This is a genomic window from Zoogloea sp., from assembly GCF_044344315.1.
Taxonomy (GTDB): domain Bacteria; phylum Pseudomonadota; class Gammaproteobacteria; order Burkholderiales; family Rhodocyclaceae; genus Zoogloea.
Genome location: NZ_JBIJDC010000104.1, coordinates 1 through 17,354, shown reverse-complemented (window position 1 = coordinate 17,354; position 17,354 = coordinate 1). Strand labels below are relative to the sequence as shown.

At 66.7% G+C, this 17,354-nt stretch carries 13 protein-coding genes; 9 read left to right on the top strand and 4 right to left on the bottom strand.

Translation table 11 applies throughout. The features are described 5' to 3' along the window. Positions 1-304 precede the first annotated feature (304 nt). Complete coding sequence (locus ACIQ09_RS18045; RefSeq protein WP_398313091.1) at positions 305-1,948, bottom strand: ATP-binding domain-containing protein; 1,644 nt, start codon at positions 1,946-1,948, stop codon at positions 305-307. 111 nt (positions 1,949-2,059) lie between these two features. Between ACIQ09_RS18045 and ACIQ09_RS18040 the strand changes: the two genes are divergently transcribed. Further along, on the top strand, positions 2,060-2,530 hold the full coding sequence (locus ACIQ09_RS18040) for a CreA family protein (protein WP_398313089.1): 471 nt from the start codon (positions 2,060-2,062) through the stop codon (positions 2,528-2,530). 10 nt (positions 2,531-2,540) lie between these two features. Here ACIQ09_RS18040 and ACIQ09_RS18035 read toward each other — a convergent pair whose 3' ends face one another. Next, entirely contained in the window at positions 2,541-3,842 is a 1,302-nt protein-coding gene (locus ACIQ09_RS18035) for an ATP-binding protein (protein WP_398313087.1), read from the bottom strand. A 274-nt stretch (positions 3,843-4,116) separates the two neighbouring features. On the opposite strand from ACIQ09_RS18035, the gene nirJ reads away from it, so the two are divergent. After that, on the top strand, positions 4,117-5,307 hold the full coding sequence (gene nirJ / locus ACIQ09_RS18030) for a heme d1 biosynthesis radical SAM protein NirJ (protein ID WP_398313085.1): 1,191 nt from the start codon (positions 4,117-4,119) through the stop codon (positions 5,305-5,307). 84 nt (positions 5,308-5,391) lie between these two features. Next, entirely contained in the window at positions 5,392-6,954 is a 1,563-nt protein-coding gene (locus ACIQ09_RS18025) for a cytochrome D1 domain-containing protein (RefSeq protein ID WP_398313083.1), read from the top strand. Between the two features lie 15 nt (positions 6,955-6,969). Here ACIQ09_RS18025 and ACIQ09_RS18020 read toward each other — a convergent pair whose 3' ends face one another. Beyond that, complete coding sequence (locus tag ACIQ09_RS18020) at positions 6,970-7,323, bottom strand: hypothetical protein (protein WP_398313081.1); 354 nt, start codon at positions 7,321-7,323, stop codon at positions 6,970-6,972. 165 nt (positions 7,324-7,488) lie between these two features. On the opposite strand from ACIQ09_RS18020, the gene ACIQ09_RS18015 reads away from it, so the two are divergent. Then, the gene (locus ACIQ09_RS18015; protein ID WP_398313079.1) at positions 7,489-7,737 is read left to right on the top strand and encodes a DUF2249 domain-containing protein; all 249 of its coding nucleotides are present in this window, start codon (positions 7,489-7,491) and stop codon (positions 7,735-7,737) included. A gap of 3 nt (positions 7,738-7,740) precedes the next feature. Here the strand turns inward: ACIQ09_RS18015 and ACIQ09_RS18010 are convergent, their stop codons facing one another. Then, complete coding sequence (locus tag ACIQ09_RS18010; protein WP_398313077.1) at positions 7,741-8,433, bottom strand: Crp/Fnr family transcriptional regulator; 693 nt, start codon at positions 8,431-8,433, stop codon at positions 7,741-7,743. 92 nt (positions 8,434-8,525) lie between these two features. On the opposite strand from ACIQ09_RS18010, the gene ACIQ09_RS18005 reads away from it, so the two are divergent. The 5 genes from ACIQ09_RS18005 (at position 8,526) to ACIQ09_RS17985 (ending at position 17,069) form a co-directional block, all read left to right on the top strand. Next, the gene (locus ACIQ09_RS18005) at positions 8,526-9,791 is read left to right on the top strand and encodes an NnrS family protein (protein WP_398313075.1); all 1,266 of its coding nucleotides are present in this window, start codon (positions 8,526-8,528) and stop codon (positions 9,789-9,791) included. Positions 9,792-9,924: 133 nt separating this feature from the next. Beyond that, the gene (locus ACIQ09_RS18000) at positions 9,925-12,981 is read left to right on the top strand and encodes a PAS domain S-box protein (RefSeq protein ID WP_398313073.1); all 3,057 of its coding nucleotides are present in this window, start codon (positions 9,925-9,927) and stop codon (positions 12,979-12,981) included. 108 nt (positions 12,982-13,089) lie between these two features. After that, positions 13,090-15,219: a putative bifunctional diguanylate cyclase/phosphodiesterase gene (locus ACIQ09_RS17995; RefSeq protein WP_398313071.1), complete on the top strand. Its 2,130-nt coding sequence runs from the start codon at positions 13,090-13,092 to the stop codon at positions 15,217-15,219. Between the two features lie 108 nt (positions 15,220-15,327). Further along, positions 15,328-16,092 carry a TerC family protein gene (locus ACIQ09_RS17990; protein WP_398313069.1) on the top strand — a complete coding sequence of 255 codons (765 nt, stop codon included), beginning with the start codon at positions 15,328-15,330 and terminating at the stop codon, positions 16,090-16,092. After that, positions 16,089-17,069, top strand: coding sequence for a serine/threonine protein kinase (locus tag ACIQ09_RS17985; protein ID WP_398313067.1), 981 nt, complete (start codon positions 16,089-16,091; stop codon positions 17,067-17,069). Before ACIQ09_RS17990 ends, ACIQ09_RS17985 begins: the two co-directional genes overlap by 4 nt. Positions 17,070-17,354 lie beyond the last annotated feature (285 nt).

The window sequence follows — 17,354 nt, the reverse complement described above, 5'->3', positions numbered from 1 at the left end:
GAAGTCCGGCGCGGCTGTCTGAGCCCGAAGGGCGAGTTCCGCGCCGGCCGCCTGCTGGGAGCAGCGCAGGGCAGTCATTCGCGCAGCGAATGACCGGGGTGGCCGGGTCGCCTTTCTTGCCTCCTTCTTTGGCGAAGCAAAGAAGAAGGTCGCCCGCCGGGGCGAATTCCCGGCCAACGATACGCCACGCAACGGAAAGCCCGTAAGCAAGAGCTCAAGCCTTACCTACCGAAGAGACAACGCTTTCCACACTTAACGCGAACAGCGCCATTAAATTCGACCCCACGGGAGAAGCCGCGGGTGCTCAGCCGGCCAGCCGGGCCTGCAGCACCCTGGCCGAGGCCTCCGACGCCACCAGGGTGAGCTTCATGGTCGCCCGGGTGGCACCGACAAACAGCCGGCGCATGGCCTTGTCGTCCAGTTCGGCAAAGTCGATCTCGGTCAGGATCACGCAGGGCGCGGCCCGCCCCTTGAAGCGCAGCACCGAGTCGATGAGGATGTCGCCCTCGGTCAGCACCGGATTGCCCAGCAAATCGTAGCGGCCGGTAGGCGCCCTGAGGCTGTAGGGCCCCAGCCGGGTGAAGGGGCTGAGGGCCGAGTGCTCCCGCCCCCGGTAGCTGATCAGGGCAATGTGGCTGCGCTTGAAACCCAGGCCGATGGCCCGGGTGATGGCGCTCACCGAACGGCTCACCAGCGCGTCCGGGCCGGCATAGGTGAGGATGTCCACCTCCGATCCGCTCAGGGGGCTGCCGGCCTCCACGGACTCCGCCAGGGGCAGCAGCAGGCGGAGGGTGGCGAGGATGTCCCGGGGGCTGCGGTAGTTGGTGTCCGAACGCAGGGTCACCCAGCCGGGCAAGGCCGCCGCCGGGCGCCCGTAAAGGTTCTGCAGGGGGTCTTCCAGCCACCAGGCGCGGCCGCCGGGGCGCAGGAAGCGCAGCAGGTTGTCGGCCCAGCCGGCGCGAAAATCCTGGCCCTCGTCGATGATGATCTCGTCAAAGCGGTCGGCGTCGGACGGCGCATGCCCGTCGAGAAACGCCTCCAGCCGGTCGAACACCCCGGGCTGGCTGAAATCCGGCACCTGACCGAGGGCCCGGCTGAGGCGATCTGCGAGCTGGTGATAGGTGGCCACCTCGCCCCCTGGCGGAGCGATGAGGGCGATATGGTCGGCCAGGGGCCGGTTGTAGCAAACATAAAGAGGCCGCCGCCCAGCCGCCAGGGCATCCCGGTAGGCGGCCATGGCCAGCTGGGTCTTGCCCGAACCCGCGGTGCCGATGATGCGCACGCGGAAGGGGTCGCAGTCGATGCGCCGGGCCCATTCCGCCAGACCGCCGGACAGACGGGTGTACAGCGCGTGGGCGTCACCGACCACGGCGTGCACCTCGGGCACCAGCTGTAGCACATCGCCCAGAAAACGGTGGATGCGCGCCCGGTCGGGCACCGCCTCGCCAGAGGCCGGCAGGATGGAGCGGATGATGGGCACCAGGAAGTCCCGCCTCGACGCATCGACAATACGGGCCGGGTCAATGCCTGCCGTGCCGGCCTGCTTCACCAGATAGTCGGGGCAATACAGCAGGGCCTCCACCGGCACCGGCTCACCACCGCAGGCGGCCCGCAGGCGGCAGGTCAGGGCATCGGCACTGCGCGCCAGCTGCAGGGGCACGCTCTTGTCCCGGTCGGCATAACGCTTGACCAGGCCCTCCGGCGTCTCCGCCAGAAAGCCCGACTTCTGCTCGACCAGCAGCACCTTGCCCGTCGGCCCCACGATGGCGAAGTCGATCTCACCGACGAAGGCATGCCCGGCCTGGCCGACCCGGGTCCAGTGCACGCCGTGATACACGGTGTAGCTGTCGTCCAGGCCGTCGGCGAGCAGGGCCAGGGTTTCAATCTCACGCTGGGCCGCGCCGATCGCCGTCAACTCGCGCCAGCCTTCCGGATGAACAAGGGCCATGACTTTGGGTTACAGTGGTTTGAGGCAAGCACGCCGAACACCGGCGCGCCGCCCATTCTGTCAGTACAGGCCGGCCATTGTCATGCCGCCGCCGTAAAAGGAAGCCCCCCGATGAAGATCCTGCCCTCCCTCCCCCTGCTGACCAGCCTGGTCCTGCTCGCCGCCGGCCCTGCCGCGGCCGATGAGATCGGCTGCACCACCACCACCTGGAAACTGATTGGCGCCAACCACAAGGTCTGCGTGGAAGCCTTCAAGGACGCCAAGGTGCCCGGCGTGACCTGCCACGTCAGCCAGGCCCGCACCGGCGGCGTATCCGGCAGCCTGGGCCTGGCCCAGGACCCGTCCCAGTTCTCCCTGGCCTGCCGCCAGACCGGCCCCATCACCCTGCCGGCCAAGCTACCCGAGAGCGAAACCATCTTCTCGGAAGACACCTCCCTGGTCTTCAAGGAAACCCGCGTGGTGCGCATGTGGGACAAGGCCAACAACACCCTGGTGTACGTCGCCATCAGCCGCAAGCTGATTGAAGGCGCACCGATGAACAGCATCTCCACCGTCCCGGTGATGCCCTGGGGCGGGCACTGACACCGCGCGCTCAGCCCCCGGTGGCTTCGGGAGGTGGTTCGATGGGCAGAGTGATGGTGAAGGTGGTGCCCTTGCCGACTTCGCTCCTCACATCGATGCGGCCATGGTGGCGCTCGACGATGCCCCATGACAGGGACAGGCCCAGGCCGGTGCCCTGGCCCACCGGCTTGGTGGTGTAAAAGGGTTCGAAGATGCGCTGCAGATCCTCGGCCGGAATGCCCTTGCCGGTGTCCGTCACGCTGATCCACACCTGGTCGTCACCCAGGCGCCCGGTACGCAGGCGGATCTCGCCCTGCTCCTGGATGGCCTGGGCGGCATTGACGATCAGGTTCATGAACACCTGGTTGAGCTGCGAACCCAGGCAATACACCGGAGGCAACTCGCCGAGCTCCTTGACCACCGTGCAGTGATACTTGAGCTGGTTGCGGGCCATGTTGAGGGTGGATTCGAGGCCCTGGTGCAGGTCGGCCCAGTGCCATTCGGCCACGCTGGTATGGGAGTAATCCTTCAGGTCGCTGACGATCTTGCGCACCCGGTCCACACCCTCGGCCGACTCCTTGAGCAGGGACAGGATGTCTTCGCACAGGAAGGCGTAGTCGAACTTGCCACGTAGGGCAGCGGCCTCCGCAAAGGCTGCCGGCTCGGCTACGCGCTGCACGCCCCGCTCGTAGGCATCCACCAGCGCGAGGAGATCCCTGACATAGGTTTCGAGGGAACCCAGGTTGGAGCCCACAAAACCCACCGGGTTATTGATCTCGTGGGCAATGCCGGCGGCGAGTTGCCCCAGCGAGGCCATCTTTTCTGCCTGCATGAGCTGCATCTGGGCCTTCTCGAGGGCCTGGGAGCCGCTTTCGACCTTGTGGCGCAGGCGCTGGTTGTTGCGGTCGAGCATGTCCCGGGCGGCCTTGGCCTCCAGCTGCACCTGGACCCGGGCATTGACGATGGCGGCACGGATGGGCTTGTGGATGTAGTCGGCCGCCCCCAGGCCAAAACCGCGCTGCTCGCTGTCCTCGTCGATCAGGGCCGTCACCAGGATCACCGGGATGTCCCGGGTAGCGGGCTCTTCACGCAGGCGCTTGAGCACTTCGAAGCCATCCATGTCCGGCATCATGATGTCGAGCAGGATCAGATCCGGCCGCGGCTCGCCCGAAGCCATCTCAAGGGCCTTGATGCCACTGGCTGCCGCGATGACCCTCAGGTGGCGGGGCAGCACCCCCTCCAGCACCATCCGATTGATGGGTTCGTCGTCCACCACCAGAACGGTGTTCCGGTGGGGCTCGGCGTCATCGGGGCGGCCGTCCGTATGATCCATGATGAAATTCCGCTGCTCCAACAATCCAAACTGATTTAGTTGTTTTTGATGATTTTAGCAATTATGCAGGCGTTGTGCCCATGACAACAGCCCAATCCGGACTCACCAGGACCGCCACGCCAAAGCATCAGCCCTCAGATTACCTGTTCTTCCACGGGCAGGCGCCCACGTCAGAAACATTGCGCCATGTCTGCAGGGCGGGGTTGATACCCATCAAGGCTGCATGGGCAGGCAGGCGCGGACAATCGTCCCAACTCCTCCGGAAGGTCAGGCCATGTTCCGCATCTCCAGCTACATCCGCGAAATCGCCACCCCCACCCCCCTCGGTCCGCGCCGCCAGCCGCCCGGGCCCGTGGTCATCTGGAACCTGATCCGGCGCTGCAACCTGACCTGCAAGCACTGCTACTCCATCTCCACCGACAAGGACTTTGCCGGTGAGCTGGACACCGGAGAAGTCTTCCGAGTGATGGACGATCTGAAGGCCTTCCGGGTTCCGGTGCTCATCCTCTCCGGCGGTGAACCCCTGTTGCGCCCCGACCTGTTCGAGATCGCCGGGCGGGCCAAGGCCATGGGCTTCTACGTGGGCCTGTCGTCCAACGGCACGCTGATCGACGCGCACAACATCGAGCGCATCGCCGCCGCCGACTTCGACTACGTGGGGGTCAGCCTGGACGGCATCCGCGACACCCACGACCGCTTCCGCCGCCTCGACGGGGCCTTCGACCGCTCCCTGGCCGGGCTGCGCCGCTGCCGCGACCTGGGCGTCAAAGTGGGCGTGCGCTTCACCATGACCCAGGACAACGCCGCCGACCTGCCCGGTGTGCTGCAGCTGGTGGAGGACGAAGGTATCGACCGCTTTTACTTCTCCCACCTCAACTACGCCGGCCGCGGCAACAAGAACCGGGCCGACGATGCCCGTCACCAGCTCACCCGGGAAGCCCTGGAGCTGCTCTTCGAGACCGCCTGGGATTGCGAGCAGCGTGGGCTCGACAAGGACTTCACCACCGGCAACAACGATGCCGACGGCCCCTACTTCCTGCAATGGGCTCAACGTCGCTTTCCCCACCGCGCGGCCCACATCGAAGCCCGGCTGATGCAGTGGGGCGGCAATTCGAGCGGGGTGAACGTGGCCAACATCGACAACCTGGGCAATGTGCACCCGGACACCATGTGGTGGCATCACACCCTGGGCAATGTGCGCGAGCGGGCCTTCGGAGACATCTGGGGCGACACCTCCGACCCGCTGATGGCCGGCCTCAAGCAGTCGCCCCGCCCGGTGAAGGGGCGCTGCGCCGAGTGCCGCTACCTGGCCATGTGCAACGGCAACACCCGCGTGCGCGCCCAGCAGCTCACCGGTGACCCGTGGCAGGAAGATCCGGGCTGCTACCTGGACAACGCCGAGATCGGCGTGGCCGAGGGCGAGCGCCTGGAGGTGAAACCCTGGGTACGCCTGCAACCCGCCTGAGCGGTCTGGGGCGAGCACACTCGCCCGCGGCAGTCGATCAACGGACGGGGGGCGCATGAATTCGCCCCCACGAGGAATCACGCGATGAAACGCCTTTTCTCCACCCTGGCCATGGCAACGCTGGCCCTCGGCAGCCTTGCCGGGGCGGCCCGCGCCGACGCCCCGGCGCTGTTTACCCAGCACTGCGCCAGTTGCCACGGCGCCGCCCGCCTCGGCGGCATGGGCCCGGCCCTGCTGCCGGAGAGCCTGGAGCGCCTGAAACGCAAGGACGCCCACACCACCATCCGCGATGGCCGCGCAGCCACCCAGATGCCGGCCTTCGGGCAGATCCTGACCGGCGCCGAGATCGAGGCCCTGGCCGAATGGATCTACACCCCGGTCAGCCCAGCCCCGACGTGGAGCGAGGCCGACATCCGCAGCTCGCGGATCGAGCACTTCGGCCCGGGCAGCCTGCCCGACACGCGCCAGGGCGCGGTGGCCAAGGCCGACCCGATGAACCTCTTCATCGTCGTCGAGGCGGGCGACCACCACGTCAGCGTGCTCGACGGCGACCGCATGGAGCGCATCCACCGCTTCCCGTCCCGCTACGCCCTGCACGGCGGCCCCAAGTTCAGCCCGGACGGGCGCTATGTGTACTTCGCCTCCCGGGACGGCTGGATCAGCAAATTCGACATCTGGAACCTCCAGGTAGTGAGCGAGGTGCGCGCCGGCATCAACACCCGCAACGCCGCCGTGTCGGCTGACGGCCGCTATGTGGCGGTGGCCAACTACCTGCCGGGCAGCCTGGTGCTCTTCGACGCCGACCTGCGCCTGCTGCGCATCATCGACGGCAGCAACTTCAAGGGCGACGCGCGCTCGCGCATCTCGGCGGTGTATGACGCAGCCCCCCGACGCAGCTTCGTGGCCGCCCTGAAGGACATCCCCGAGCTCTGGGAGATCAGCTACGACCCGGCAGCCCAGGACATCGCCACCGGCTTCGTGCACGACTACAAGTACAAGGAAGGCGCCTTCATCCCGGGCTTCCTGAACCCCCGCCGCAGCCCGCTGGAGCACGTGCTCGACGACTTCTTCTTCACCCAGGATTACAGCGAAGTGCTGGGCACCTCCCGGGAGGGGCGCGGCCAGGTGGTCAACCTGGACGCCCGGCGCAAGATCGCCGAACTCGATCTGGCCGGCATGCCCCACCTGGGCTCAGGCATCTCATGGCAATACAAGGGGCGCCGGGTGGCTGCCAGCACCCACCTGAAGGACGCCACCGTCAGCGTGATCGACCTGAAGAACTGGCAGACCGTGGCCACCATCCCCACCCTGGGGCCGGGCTTCTTCCTGCGCAGTCACGAGAACAGCCCCTTCGCCTGGGTGGATTCGATGATGAGCCCGACCGCCCGCGACACCCTGCAGGTCATCGACAAGCGCAGCCTCGAGGTGGTGGCCCGGGTGCGCCCCGAGCCGGGCAAGACCTTCGCCCACGTGGAGTTCGACCGCCACGGCCGCTACGTTATCGCCAGCCTGATGGAGAAGGACGGCGCCCTGATCTTCCTGGACGCCGCCACCTTCAAGGAGATCAAGCGCCTGCCGGCCAGCAAGCCCATCGGCAAGTACAACCTGTTCAACAAGATCCAGCGCTCGGAAGGCACCAGCCACTGACGTCGCCCGGGGCCATCAACAGTCCAGGGAGGCACGCTTTTCCTGGTAGACCCGGCGACGGGTGGTGAGCTGTTCGATGGTGGCGGGGGACTGGGGCAGCTGCAGGGCCGCATCGACCCCGCGGATCACCTCAAGCAGTTCCTCGCACAGGGCCGCCCGGGCCGCCGGGTCGACGGATCCGACTACCTCCAGACGCTCCGGTGCTGGCGCGGGGGTAGGCTGCGGCGTTGCAGAAGGAGGCACGGGGCGGGGCAGACGCTCGGCCTCACGTACCGTCAGGGCCGGGTCGCCAACCCGATAGTGATCCGACCAGTAGGCGATGGCCACGGCCAGCAGCAGGGCGATGAGGAGGGCGGAACCTTCCTTCACGATGTGATCTCGTTTGGCATGGCGCGGAATGTAGCATCCGGACGCCCAAACCGGGTGCGCCGCCCGACACGGAGATGCACCGGCCCCTTGAGCAGGGTCAAGGCTGGCCAGGGCCCCCGGGGCCACTCTGTGACACCTGCCCACACCCGTTTCAGGACATCCGAAATGTCAGCAAACCACGCCCCAGTGATCGTCGATGCCCGCGGCTTGCTGCCGCCCGAGCCCCTCAACCTGACCCTGGAAGCCCTCGACACCCTGCCACCGGGCGGCGAGGTGATCCTGCTGCTGTACCGGGAGCCGACACCCCTGTACGACGTGCTGCGCCGTAATGGCTATACCCACCGCACCGAGATTCAGGACGACGGCGCCTTTGCCATCCACATCCACCACGCCGGCGCCGTACCGGTACCCTGAGTTTCAGTCGTGCTCGGCGAGGCGGGCCGCGTCGTGGATGATGATGTGCTTGCCCTGCACCGAGATCAGCCCGGCATCGGACAGCTCATGAAAGATGCGCGACAGGGTTTCCGGCGTCAGGCTCAGGCGCGAGGCGATCACCTGCTTGCTGGTGGGCAGCTCCACCGCCTGCTCGCCCTGGGGAACGCAGGGCACGCTCTCGGCCAGCTGGAGCAGGTAGCCGATGACCCGCTGGGTGGACGAGCGCAGGGCATACGATTCCACATCGCGCACCATGGAGTGCAGGCGGATCGACATGCCGGCCAGCAGCTTGCGGGCAAAGCGCGGATCCTGCTCGGTCTGCCCGAAAACCGCCGCCGCACCGATGTGCAGCACCAGCGTGTCGGCCAGGGCCTCACCCAGCACCGGATAGGGCTGGTCGAGGAACATCACCGCCTCGCCAAAGCTCTGCAGCGGGCCGAGGATCTCCACCACCTTTTCATTGCCCTGGGCCGAGGTGAAGGCCAGCTTGACCTGTCCCCAGACCACCAGGAAGAAACCCTTGGGCTGATCGCCGCGCTGGAACAGCCGGTCGCCCTTCTGCAGACGCCGCTCCCGGGTGGCCGCCGCCATATGGGCCAGATCTTCCGGGGACAGGGCACTGAAGAGCGGCATCCGGCTCAGAAGGCCGGGAATATCGATTTTCTCGCTGGACATGACACTGATTCTCGATTCGGGCGACATGCCCACGAGGGATTCTAACCCTGTCCGTTGCTCCCAAAGCCGCGGCAAATGCCATCTACCCCTTTATGGATAAGCCCATCCGTCTGCAGCCCCGTCCCACCGAACCCGCCTCGCCCCCTCCTGTCGGGCCCGCCGGCCCCATCCTGTTCGCGGCCCCCCATCGGGCCATGTTTCTGGCCGGAATGGTCCAGGCTGTACTCGTTTTCCTGCCATGGACCTGGGAGATGCTGGCCCGCAGCGGCGTCGTCGCCGGGCCGGTCTGGCCCTGGCCGCCGGGCTGGGTGCATGGGCTGTGGGCGGTGTATGGCATCTTTCCCTTCTTCGTCTTCGGTTTCCTGCTGACCGCCATGCCCCGCTGGCAGGGCCTGCCCGACACTCCGGGCACGGCGGCGCGTCCGGCCTGGCTGCTGCTGTGCGGAGGTTGGCTGCTGTTCGACGGCGGGCTCCTGTTCGACCTGTCCAGCCTGCGTGCAGGCGGCCTGTTGCTGGTTCTGGCCGGCTGGATGCTGGCCCTGCGGCGGCTCTACCCGGTGGCCTTCAAACCCGGTGCGGCGCGCCTCCATCCGGTCAGTGCATGGGCTGCCCTGGCCGCCGGTGCCGCCGGGCTGCTGGCCTGGACCGGCTTCGCCCTCTCCGGCGAAGCGGCCTTCGCCCGGGCAGGCATCGCCGTGGGGCTGTGGTGGCTGCTGGCCCCCCTGTTCATGGTGGTGAGTCACCGCATGATTCCCTTCTTCTCGGCATCCGCCCTGCCGCATTACGAGGCCGTCCGCCCCGACAGCGCGCTGGTGATCCTGCTCGCGGCGAGCCTTATCCACGGCACCCTCGCCGCCGCGGATCACGCCGCTTGGGCCTGGCCGAGCGATCTGGCAGGCGCGATGACGGCCTTCTGGCTGAGCGCCCGCTGGCAGCTGCGGCGTAGCTTTGCCGTGCCGCTGCTGGCCATGCTGCACCTGGGCTTCCTGTGGCTGGGGGTGGCCTGGCTGCTCGGCGGCGTGAATGGCCTGCTGCAGGTGAGCGGGCTGGGCACCCTCGGCCTGGCCCCCCAGCATGCACTGACCGTCGGTTTCTTCGCCTCCATGAGCCTGGCCATGGTGTCGCGGGTGAGCCTCGGCCACGCCGGCCGCCCCCTGGTGGCCGACGCCCTGACGTGGCGGCTGGCCCTGGGCCTGCACGCCGTCGCCGGCCTGCGCGTCGTGGCCGATCTGCTGCCGGGCAGCCAGACGCTGCTGCTGACCCTGAGCAGCATCGGCTGGCTGGCCGTATGCGTTCCCTGGGCAATCCGCCTGATGCCAGTCTATCTGCAGCGCCGGGCTGACGGCCGCCCCGGCTGAAACCATGAACTATGACCGCATCCGCCTCACTTCGTAGACTCCGCCGTCATGAATCCGGGACTTCCTTCCTTAGTCAGCAGTGGACCGGGCGGGCATGATCGTGGCCAAACCGCATCACCCGGATCAGACCAGGATGGAACACAAGCCTACCCCGACAGACGCCACCCGCCACGCAGGACGCCATCTGGCGCCGGAGTGCACCCTGTTCGACGCGCTTTCCTGCCTGCTCACCCGGGGCCTGGGTGCCATCCGGGTGGGCGAGGCCGGTGCCGGACAGAAGCTGCTCAGCGCGGCCATCCTGGTGAAGGCCTGGCAGGCCGGTCTGCCGGGTGAAACCCCGCTCTCCGCCCTGGATCTGGAAAACGCCGACACCGTGCTGCCGGACGCCCCTGGCGCCGAAACCCTGATCAACGGCCTGCCCCTTTTGCTGTGGCTGAAGGATCGCCAGGGGCGCTTCCTGCTGGTCAACCAGAGCTTCGCCGAATCCTGCGGCCAGGCTTCCCCCCAGGCCGTGCTCGGCAAGACCGACCTGGACCTGTGGCCGCGGGAACTGGCCGAGCTGTACCGGGCCCAGGACACCGACGTGATGGACAGCGGACGCCCGCGCACGGTGATCGAAGAGATCACCGACAAGGGCACGCCCACCTGGTTCGAAACCTACAAGGCTCCAGTACGCAGTGGTGACGGACGCATCCTCGGCACCCTGGGCTTCGCCTGCGACATCAGCGAACGCATGCGCCAGGAGGCCGCGGCCCGTCACGACAAGACCCAGCTGGCCTATGTACTGGCCACCATCGGAGAAGGTGTGTGGGACCGGGACCTGATCTCCGAGCGGGTCAGCCACAACCCGCGCTGGTGTGAAATGCTCGGCCTGGATGAAGGCTACCTGGATCATCCGGCAGCGGCTTCCCTGGCACTGGTGCACCCGGACGACCGGGCGCGCCTGTCACGGATCATCGACACTTGCCTGTGCGGTGGTGGCGCTTACTGCTGCGAGTACCGCATCCGCCACAGCGACGGCCACTATCTTTGGGTACGCGACCGGGGCGACGTGGTGGAACTGGACGAGCACGGTCAGCCCCTGCGCATGGTCGGCAGCATCGCCGACATCACCCTGGCCTGCGAAACCGCCGCCGCGCTGCAGGAAAGCCAGAACCGCTACCAGCAGGTCTTCGACAACGTGCGCGAAGTGATCTTCCAGACCGACACGCGGGGCCAATGGGAACTGCTCAACCCGGCCTGGACCGAGATCAGCGGCTTCAGCGTGGAGGAATCCCTGGGGCGCAACTTCGGCGATTTCCTGCACCCCGATGACCGGGCCCACAAGTACCGCTCGTTCAAGCCGATCATTGCCCGCACCCGCACACACTGCAGCGCCACCCTGCGCCTGCAGTGCCGGGACGGCAGCTATCGCTGGATGGATATCTTCATCCGCGCCCAGGTCAACGACGCCGGTGAGGTCATCGGCACCTCGGGCACCCTCAACGACGTTACCGCCCGGGTGGCCGCCGAGGATTACCTGCGCCTCACCGCCAGTGTGTTCCGCCATGCCCACGAAAGCATCATCATCACCGACCCCGGCTCCCGCATCCTGGAGGTCAACGACAGCTTCTGCACCCTGACCGGCTACACCCGGGACGAGGTCATCGGTCAGAGCACGCGCATCCTGCGCTCGGGTGTGCACGATTCGGCCTTCTACGAGCAGATGTGGGCCGAACTGCGCAACACCGGCACCTGGCAGGGTGAAACCTGGAACCGCAAGAAGAACGGCGATCTCTACGCCCAACTCGGCAACATCTCGGCCGTGCGCAACGAGGCGGGTCAGACCACTCACTTCGTGGGCCTGTTCACCGACATCACCGACATCAAGGAGAGCCAGCGCCACCTGGAGCACCTGGCCTATCACGACGCCCTGACCCAGCTGCCCAACCGCAGCCTGCTTGCCGACCGCATGCAGATGGCCCTGGCCCAGGCCGGGCGCAACAACACCCTGGCCGCTGTGGCTTACCTGGACCTGGACGGCTTCAAGCCGGTGAACGACAGCCATGGTCACGAGGTGGGCGACCTGCTGCTGGTGGAGATCGCCCGCCGCCTGCAGGCGTCCACACGGGCCGGCGACACCGTGGCCCGCCTGGGCGGCGACGAGTTCGCCCTGATCTACAACGGCCTCGAACACAGCGACGAATGCGAGCAGGTCTTCGCCCGAGTGCTTGCCAGCATCGCCGAACCGATCGTCATCGAAGGCCTGGCGCTGCAGGTGACTGCCAGCATCGGCGTGACCCTGTGCCCCCTCGACGGCTCGGACCCGGAGGCCCTGCTGAACCACGCCGACCGGGCCATGTACCTGGCCAAGCAGGCCGGCCGCAACTGCTTCCACCTCTTCAACCCGGAGCGTGACCGCGCCCTGCGCGCCCACCGGGACGCCCAGATCCGGGTCGAATCGGCCCTCTACGATGGCGAGCTGGAGCTCCACTACCAACCCAAGATGGACGCCCGCTCCGACCACCTGACCGGTGTCGAGGCCCTGATCCGCTGGAAGCATCCGCAGCTTGGCCTGCGCCTGCCCGGGGAGTTCCTGCCCATGGTCAGCGAATCACGCTTCGAAATCGAGCTCGGCAACTGGGTACTGACCACCGCCGTGGCCCAGCTCGACAGTTGGTGCCAGGCCGGCTTTGCCACGCCCATGAGCGTCAATATCTCGGCCCGCCATCTGGCTCACCCCGACTTCGTTCCCCATCTGAAGGCCGTGCTCGACGCCCACCCCCGGGTGGACGCCGGCCTCCTCCAGCTGGAAGTGCTGGAAACCGCCACCCTCGGCGATCTGAAGCGCATTGCCGCCATCATGGCCAGGTGCAATGACCTGGGCGTGAGCTTCGCCATCGACGATTTCGGCATCGGCTACGGCGCGGTCAATAGCCTGCGCAGCCTGCCCGTGCGCAGCATCAAGATCGACCGCTCCTTCATCCACAACATGCTCGAAGACGACGACGATCTGGCCACCGTGCAGAGCGTGATCGGCCTGGCCACGGCCTTCCACCGGGAAGTCATCGCGGAAGGTGTCGAGACACACCGTCACCGCCAGGCGCTGCTCAAACTGGGATGCCACCAGATCCAGGGGCACGGGATCGCCCGTCCCATGCCCGCGGCGAACATGCAGATCTGGATGCAGGAGCACGCGCTGCACCATTGATGGCCACAGGGTTATCCCGGACACGGCGCAGGGGATAACCCTGGGCCGTATTAACGAATTTCCACCTTTGGCGCATCATGCGGGCACTGATGATGCTCCCGATGCTGGATGACGCCACCGACCACCTCTGCCGACTCCACCCCAGACCCCCACTCCCCGCTTGAGGAGGCGCTTGCCCGACTGGCTGAAAGCCGCAAGCAGCTTGAGTACGTGTTCGCCGCGATCGGCGAGGGGATCTGGGACTGGGACATCAGCACAGACCAGGTTTCCCGCAATACCCGTGGCTGCGAGTTGCTCGGACTCGACCATACGTTCACGGGGCACACGGCGGCCGAGTTTCGTGAACTGATTGCCGAGGAAGACCGTTTGGGCATGGCAGACGCCCTGCAGCACTGCCTCTCCGGCCACGGCCCTTACCATTGCGAATACCGGGTACGTCACCCGTCGGGTCGCCTGGTGTGGGTTCGCGACCGGGGCAACGTGGTTGAATACGCTGCCGACGGCCGTCCCCTGCGCATGATAGGCAGCCTCTCCGACATCAGTCTTGAGCGGGAAGCCAGCGCAAATCTGCGCCTCACGTCCAGCGTGTTCCGCCACGCTCACGAATCCATCGTGATCACGGACACCTCCGCCAACATCCTCGACGTGAATGACGCCTTCTGCCGGATCACTGGCTACCTGCGTTCGGAAATCATCGGCCGCAACACCCGCTTCCTGCGCTCCGGTCTGCAGACGTCCGAGTTCTATACCGACATGTGGCAACGCCTGATTCGCGACGGGGTCTGGCAGGGCGAACTGTGGAACCGCAAAAAGCACGGCGAGCTCTTTGCCCAACTCGGCAACATCTCGGCGGTCCGCAACGAAGCTGGCCAGACGACCCACTACGTGGGCCTGTTCTCGGACATCACCGAGATCAAGGAAAGCCAGCGTCACCTGGAACACCTGGCCTACCACGATGCCCTCACCCAGCTGCCCAACCGCAGCCTGCTCGCCGACCGCATGCAGATGGCCCTGGCACAGGCCGAGCGCAACGCCACCCTGGCGGCCGTGGCCTACCTGGACCTGGATGGATTCAAACCGGTCAACGACAGCCACGGCCACGACGTGGGCGACCTCCTGCTGGTGGAGATCGCGCGGCGCCTTCAGGCCTCCTCCCGCGCTGGCGATACGGTGGCCCGGATGGGCGGAGACGAGTTCGCCCTGATCTACAACGGGCTTGAGCACAGCGAGGAATGCGAGCAGGTCTTCGCGCGGCTGCTCGCCGGCATCGCCGAGCCGGTCACCCTCCGCGGGCGGGAACTGCAAGTCAGCGCGAGCATCGGCATCACCCTGTTTCCCCTCGACGGTGCCGACCCCGACACCCTGCTACGCCACGCCGATCAGGCCATGTACATGGCCAAACAAGCCGGTGGCAACTGCTTTCACCTCTTCGACCCGGAGCGCGACCGCAGCCTGCGTGCCCACCGGGCCGCCGTGGCCCGGGTCGAATCCGCGCTCAATGACCGCGAGCTGGAGCTTCACTACCAACCCAAGGTGGACATCCGGCGCAACCGTATCATCGGTGTCGAGGCCCTCCTGCGCTGGCGCCATCCCCAGCACGGAGTGATTCTGCCAGGGGAGTTTCTGCCGGCCGTCATGGATTCGGATTTCGAGATCGAACTCGGCAACTGGATACTGGCCACCGCTGTCGACGAGATCCAGGCCTTCGCCGACGCCGGCCACCCGCTGCCGGTCAGCGTCAATGTTTCACCCAATCACCTGGCCCACCCTGACTTCATCGCTCACCTCCAGGCCCTTCTCGCCCGCTATCCCCGACTCCCTTCGGGCATGCTCGAGCTGGAGATCCTCGAATCCACCTCCTTCAGCGACATCGGTGCCGTGTCCCGGATCATGGAGGCCTGTCAGCAGCTGGGCGTGCGATTCGCCCTGGATGATTTCGGCACGGGCTACGGTTCCCTCACCTACCTGCGCCGTTTGCCGGTCCAGACCATCAAGATCGACCAGTCCTTTGTTCGCGACATGCTCGAAGACAACGACGACCTGGCCATCGTCCAGGGTGTCATCGGCCTCGCCGCCGCCTTCCGCCGGGAGGTGATTGCCGAGGGCGTGGAAACGGCGGCCCACCGGCAGGCCCTGCTGGCGCTGGGCTGTCATCTCATCCAGGGTTTCGGCGTGGCCCGTCCGATGCCACCCGATCAGCTCCTTGTCTGGATCCGCGAAGGCGAGGCCGGTCAGTAAGGGTCAGTCCGGCGGTTTGCCCTGCTCCGGTGAAGCAATTTCGTGCGACCATTCGCGGCGTGGCTCCCTCCGGCAGCCCGCCCTCCCGCAACAACTGCATACCCAACCATGGAATTCCTGACCGACCCGCAATTGCTGATCGCATTTCTGACCCTCACCGCCCTCGAACTGGTGCTGGGGATCGACAACGTGATCTTCATTTCCATCCTGGTGGACAAGCTCCCCCCCGAGAAGCGCGCCTTCGCCCGCCGCCTTGGCCTCTTCCTGGCCATGTTCATGCGCATCGGCCTGCTGATGATCCTGTCCTGGCTGGCTGGCCTCACCGAGCCCATGGTCACGGTCCTCGGCCACGGTTTCTCCGGACGCGACCTGATCCTGCTCGCTGGCGGCCTCTTCCTCGTCTGGAAGAGCACCCAGGAAGTGCATCAGCTGATGGAGGGCGAAGAGGGCGAAGCGTCCAGCGCCGTCAAGGCCACCTTCAATGCGGTGATCATGCAGATCATCCTCATCGACATCGTCTTCTCGCTGGACTCGATCATCACCGCCATCGGCATGGTCAACAACCTTCAAGTCATGATTGCCGCTGTGGTCGCTTCGGTGGGCCTGATGATGGTGGCCTCCGCGCCGATCGGCGAGTTCGTCTCCCGCCACCCCACCGTCAAGATGCTGGCCCTATCCTTCCTGCTGGTCATCGGCGTGGTGCTCATCGCCGACGCCTTCGGCCACCACGTACCCAAGGGCTACATCTACTCGGCCATGGCCTTCTCGGTGCTGGTGGAAATGCTCAACCTGCGCATGCGTAGCCGCCAGGCCGCCAAGGTCGAGCCGGTGCAACTCCACGAACCTTACGTGCGCGAAGGCAACCAGCAGTGACGGCGCCCTTTGGGCCGCTCACCCCCGATTTCATCCTCAGCGCAGTGGAGGCCTCCGGCCTCCGCTGCGATGGCCGCCTGCTGACCCTCAACAGCTATGAAAACCGGGTCTATCAGGTCGGCATCGAGGACGCGGCCCCGCTGATCGCCAAGTTCTACCGCCCCGGGCGGTGGAGCGACGCAGCCATTCTCGAGGAACACGCCTTCCTGGCCGAGCTGGCCGACGCAGAAATCCCTGCGGTGGCGGCCCTCGAGATCGGCGGTCAGACCCTGCACCACCACGAAGGCTTCCGCATCGCCCTCTTCCCGCGCCGGGGCGGGCGGGCGCCCGAGCTCGACGACCCCGAGGTGCTGGGCTGGCTGGGGCGCTTCCTGGGACGCATCCACGCAGTGGGCGCCACCCGGCCATTCAGCCACCGTCCGACCCTGGACATCCGCAGCTTCGGCGACGCCCCGCGGGACACCCTGCTGGCCTCCCCCTTCCTGCCACCGGAGCTGCGCGACACTTGGCTGTCGGTGGTGGACCAGGCCCTCGACGGGGTGCGCCGCTGCTTCGAACACGCCGGTTCCGTGCCGCAGATCCGCCTGCACGGCGATGTGCACGGGGGCAACGTGTTGTGGACCGACGCCGGCCCCCATTTCGTGGACTTCGACGACGCCCGCAACGGCCCGGCCATCCAGGATTTGTGGATGCTCCTGTCCGGCGACGCCCAGGCCATGGCCCGGCAGCTGGACAGCGTGCTGGAAGGCTACGAGCAGTTTGCCGATTTCGACCCGCGCAGCCTCCATCTGGTAGAGGCCCTGCGCACCCTGCGCCTGATCCACTACGCCGGCTGGATCGCCACCCGCTGGGACGACCCGGCCTTCCCGGCGGCCTTCAGCTGGTTCGACACTCCACGCTACTGGCAGGACATGATCCTGTCCCTGCGGGAACAGGTGGCGCTGATGGAAGAATCACCGCTGACGCGGCTGTTCTAGGGTCGAATCCAGACAACGACAGCTGGCGCGACGGCTCCCTTGTGGGACGGCTTTCCGGTGTTTGGCGTGACATTGGCCGGGGACTCGCCCCCGGCGGGCGACCTTCTTTCTTGTTGTACGACAAGAAAGAAGGCAAAGAAACGTACCCCGCTGTCGCGCCCCCTTCGGGGGTTCCCTCCTTCCGGGCGCGCCGGGCGGGGTCTTCGCAAACTCGCCCTTCGGGCTCAGACATGCGAAGCCCTCTTTCCGCCCGTCCCACCCTCCAGTCGGCACGTCCGAGGGGAC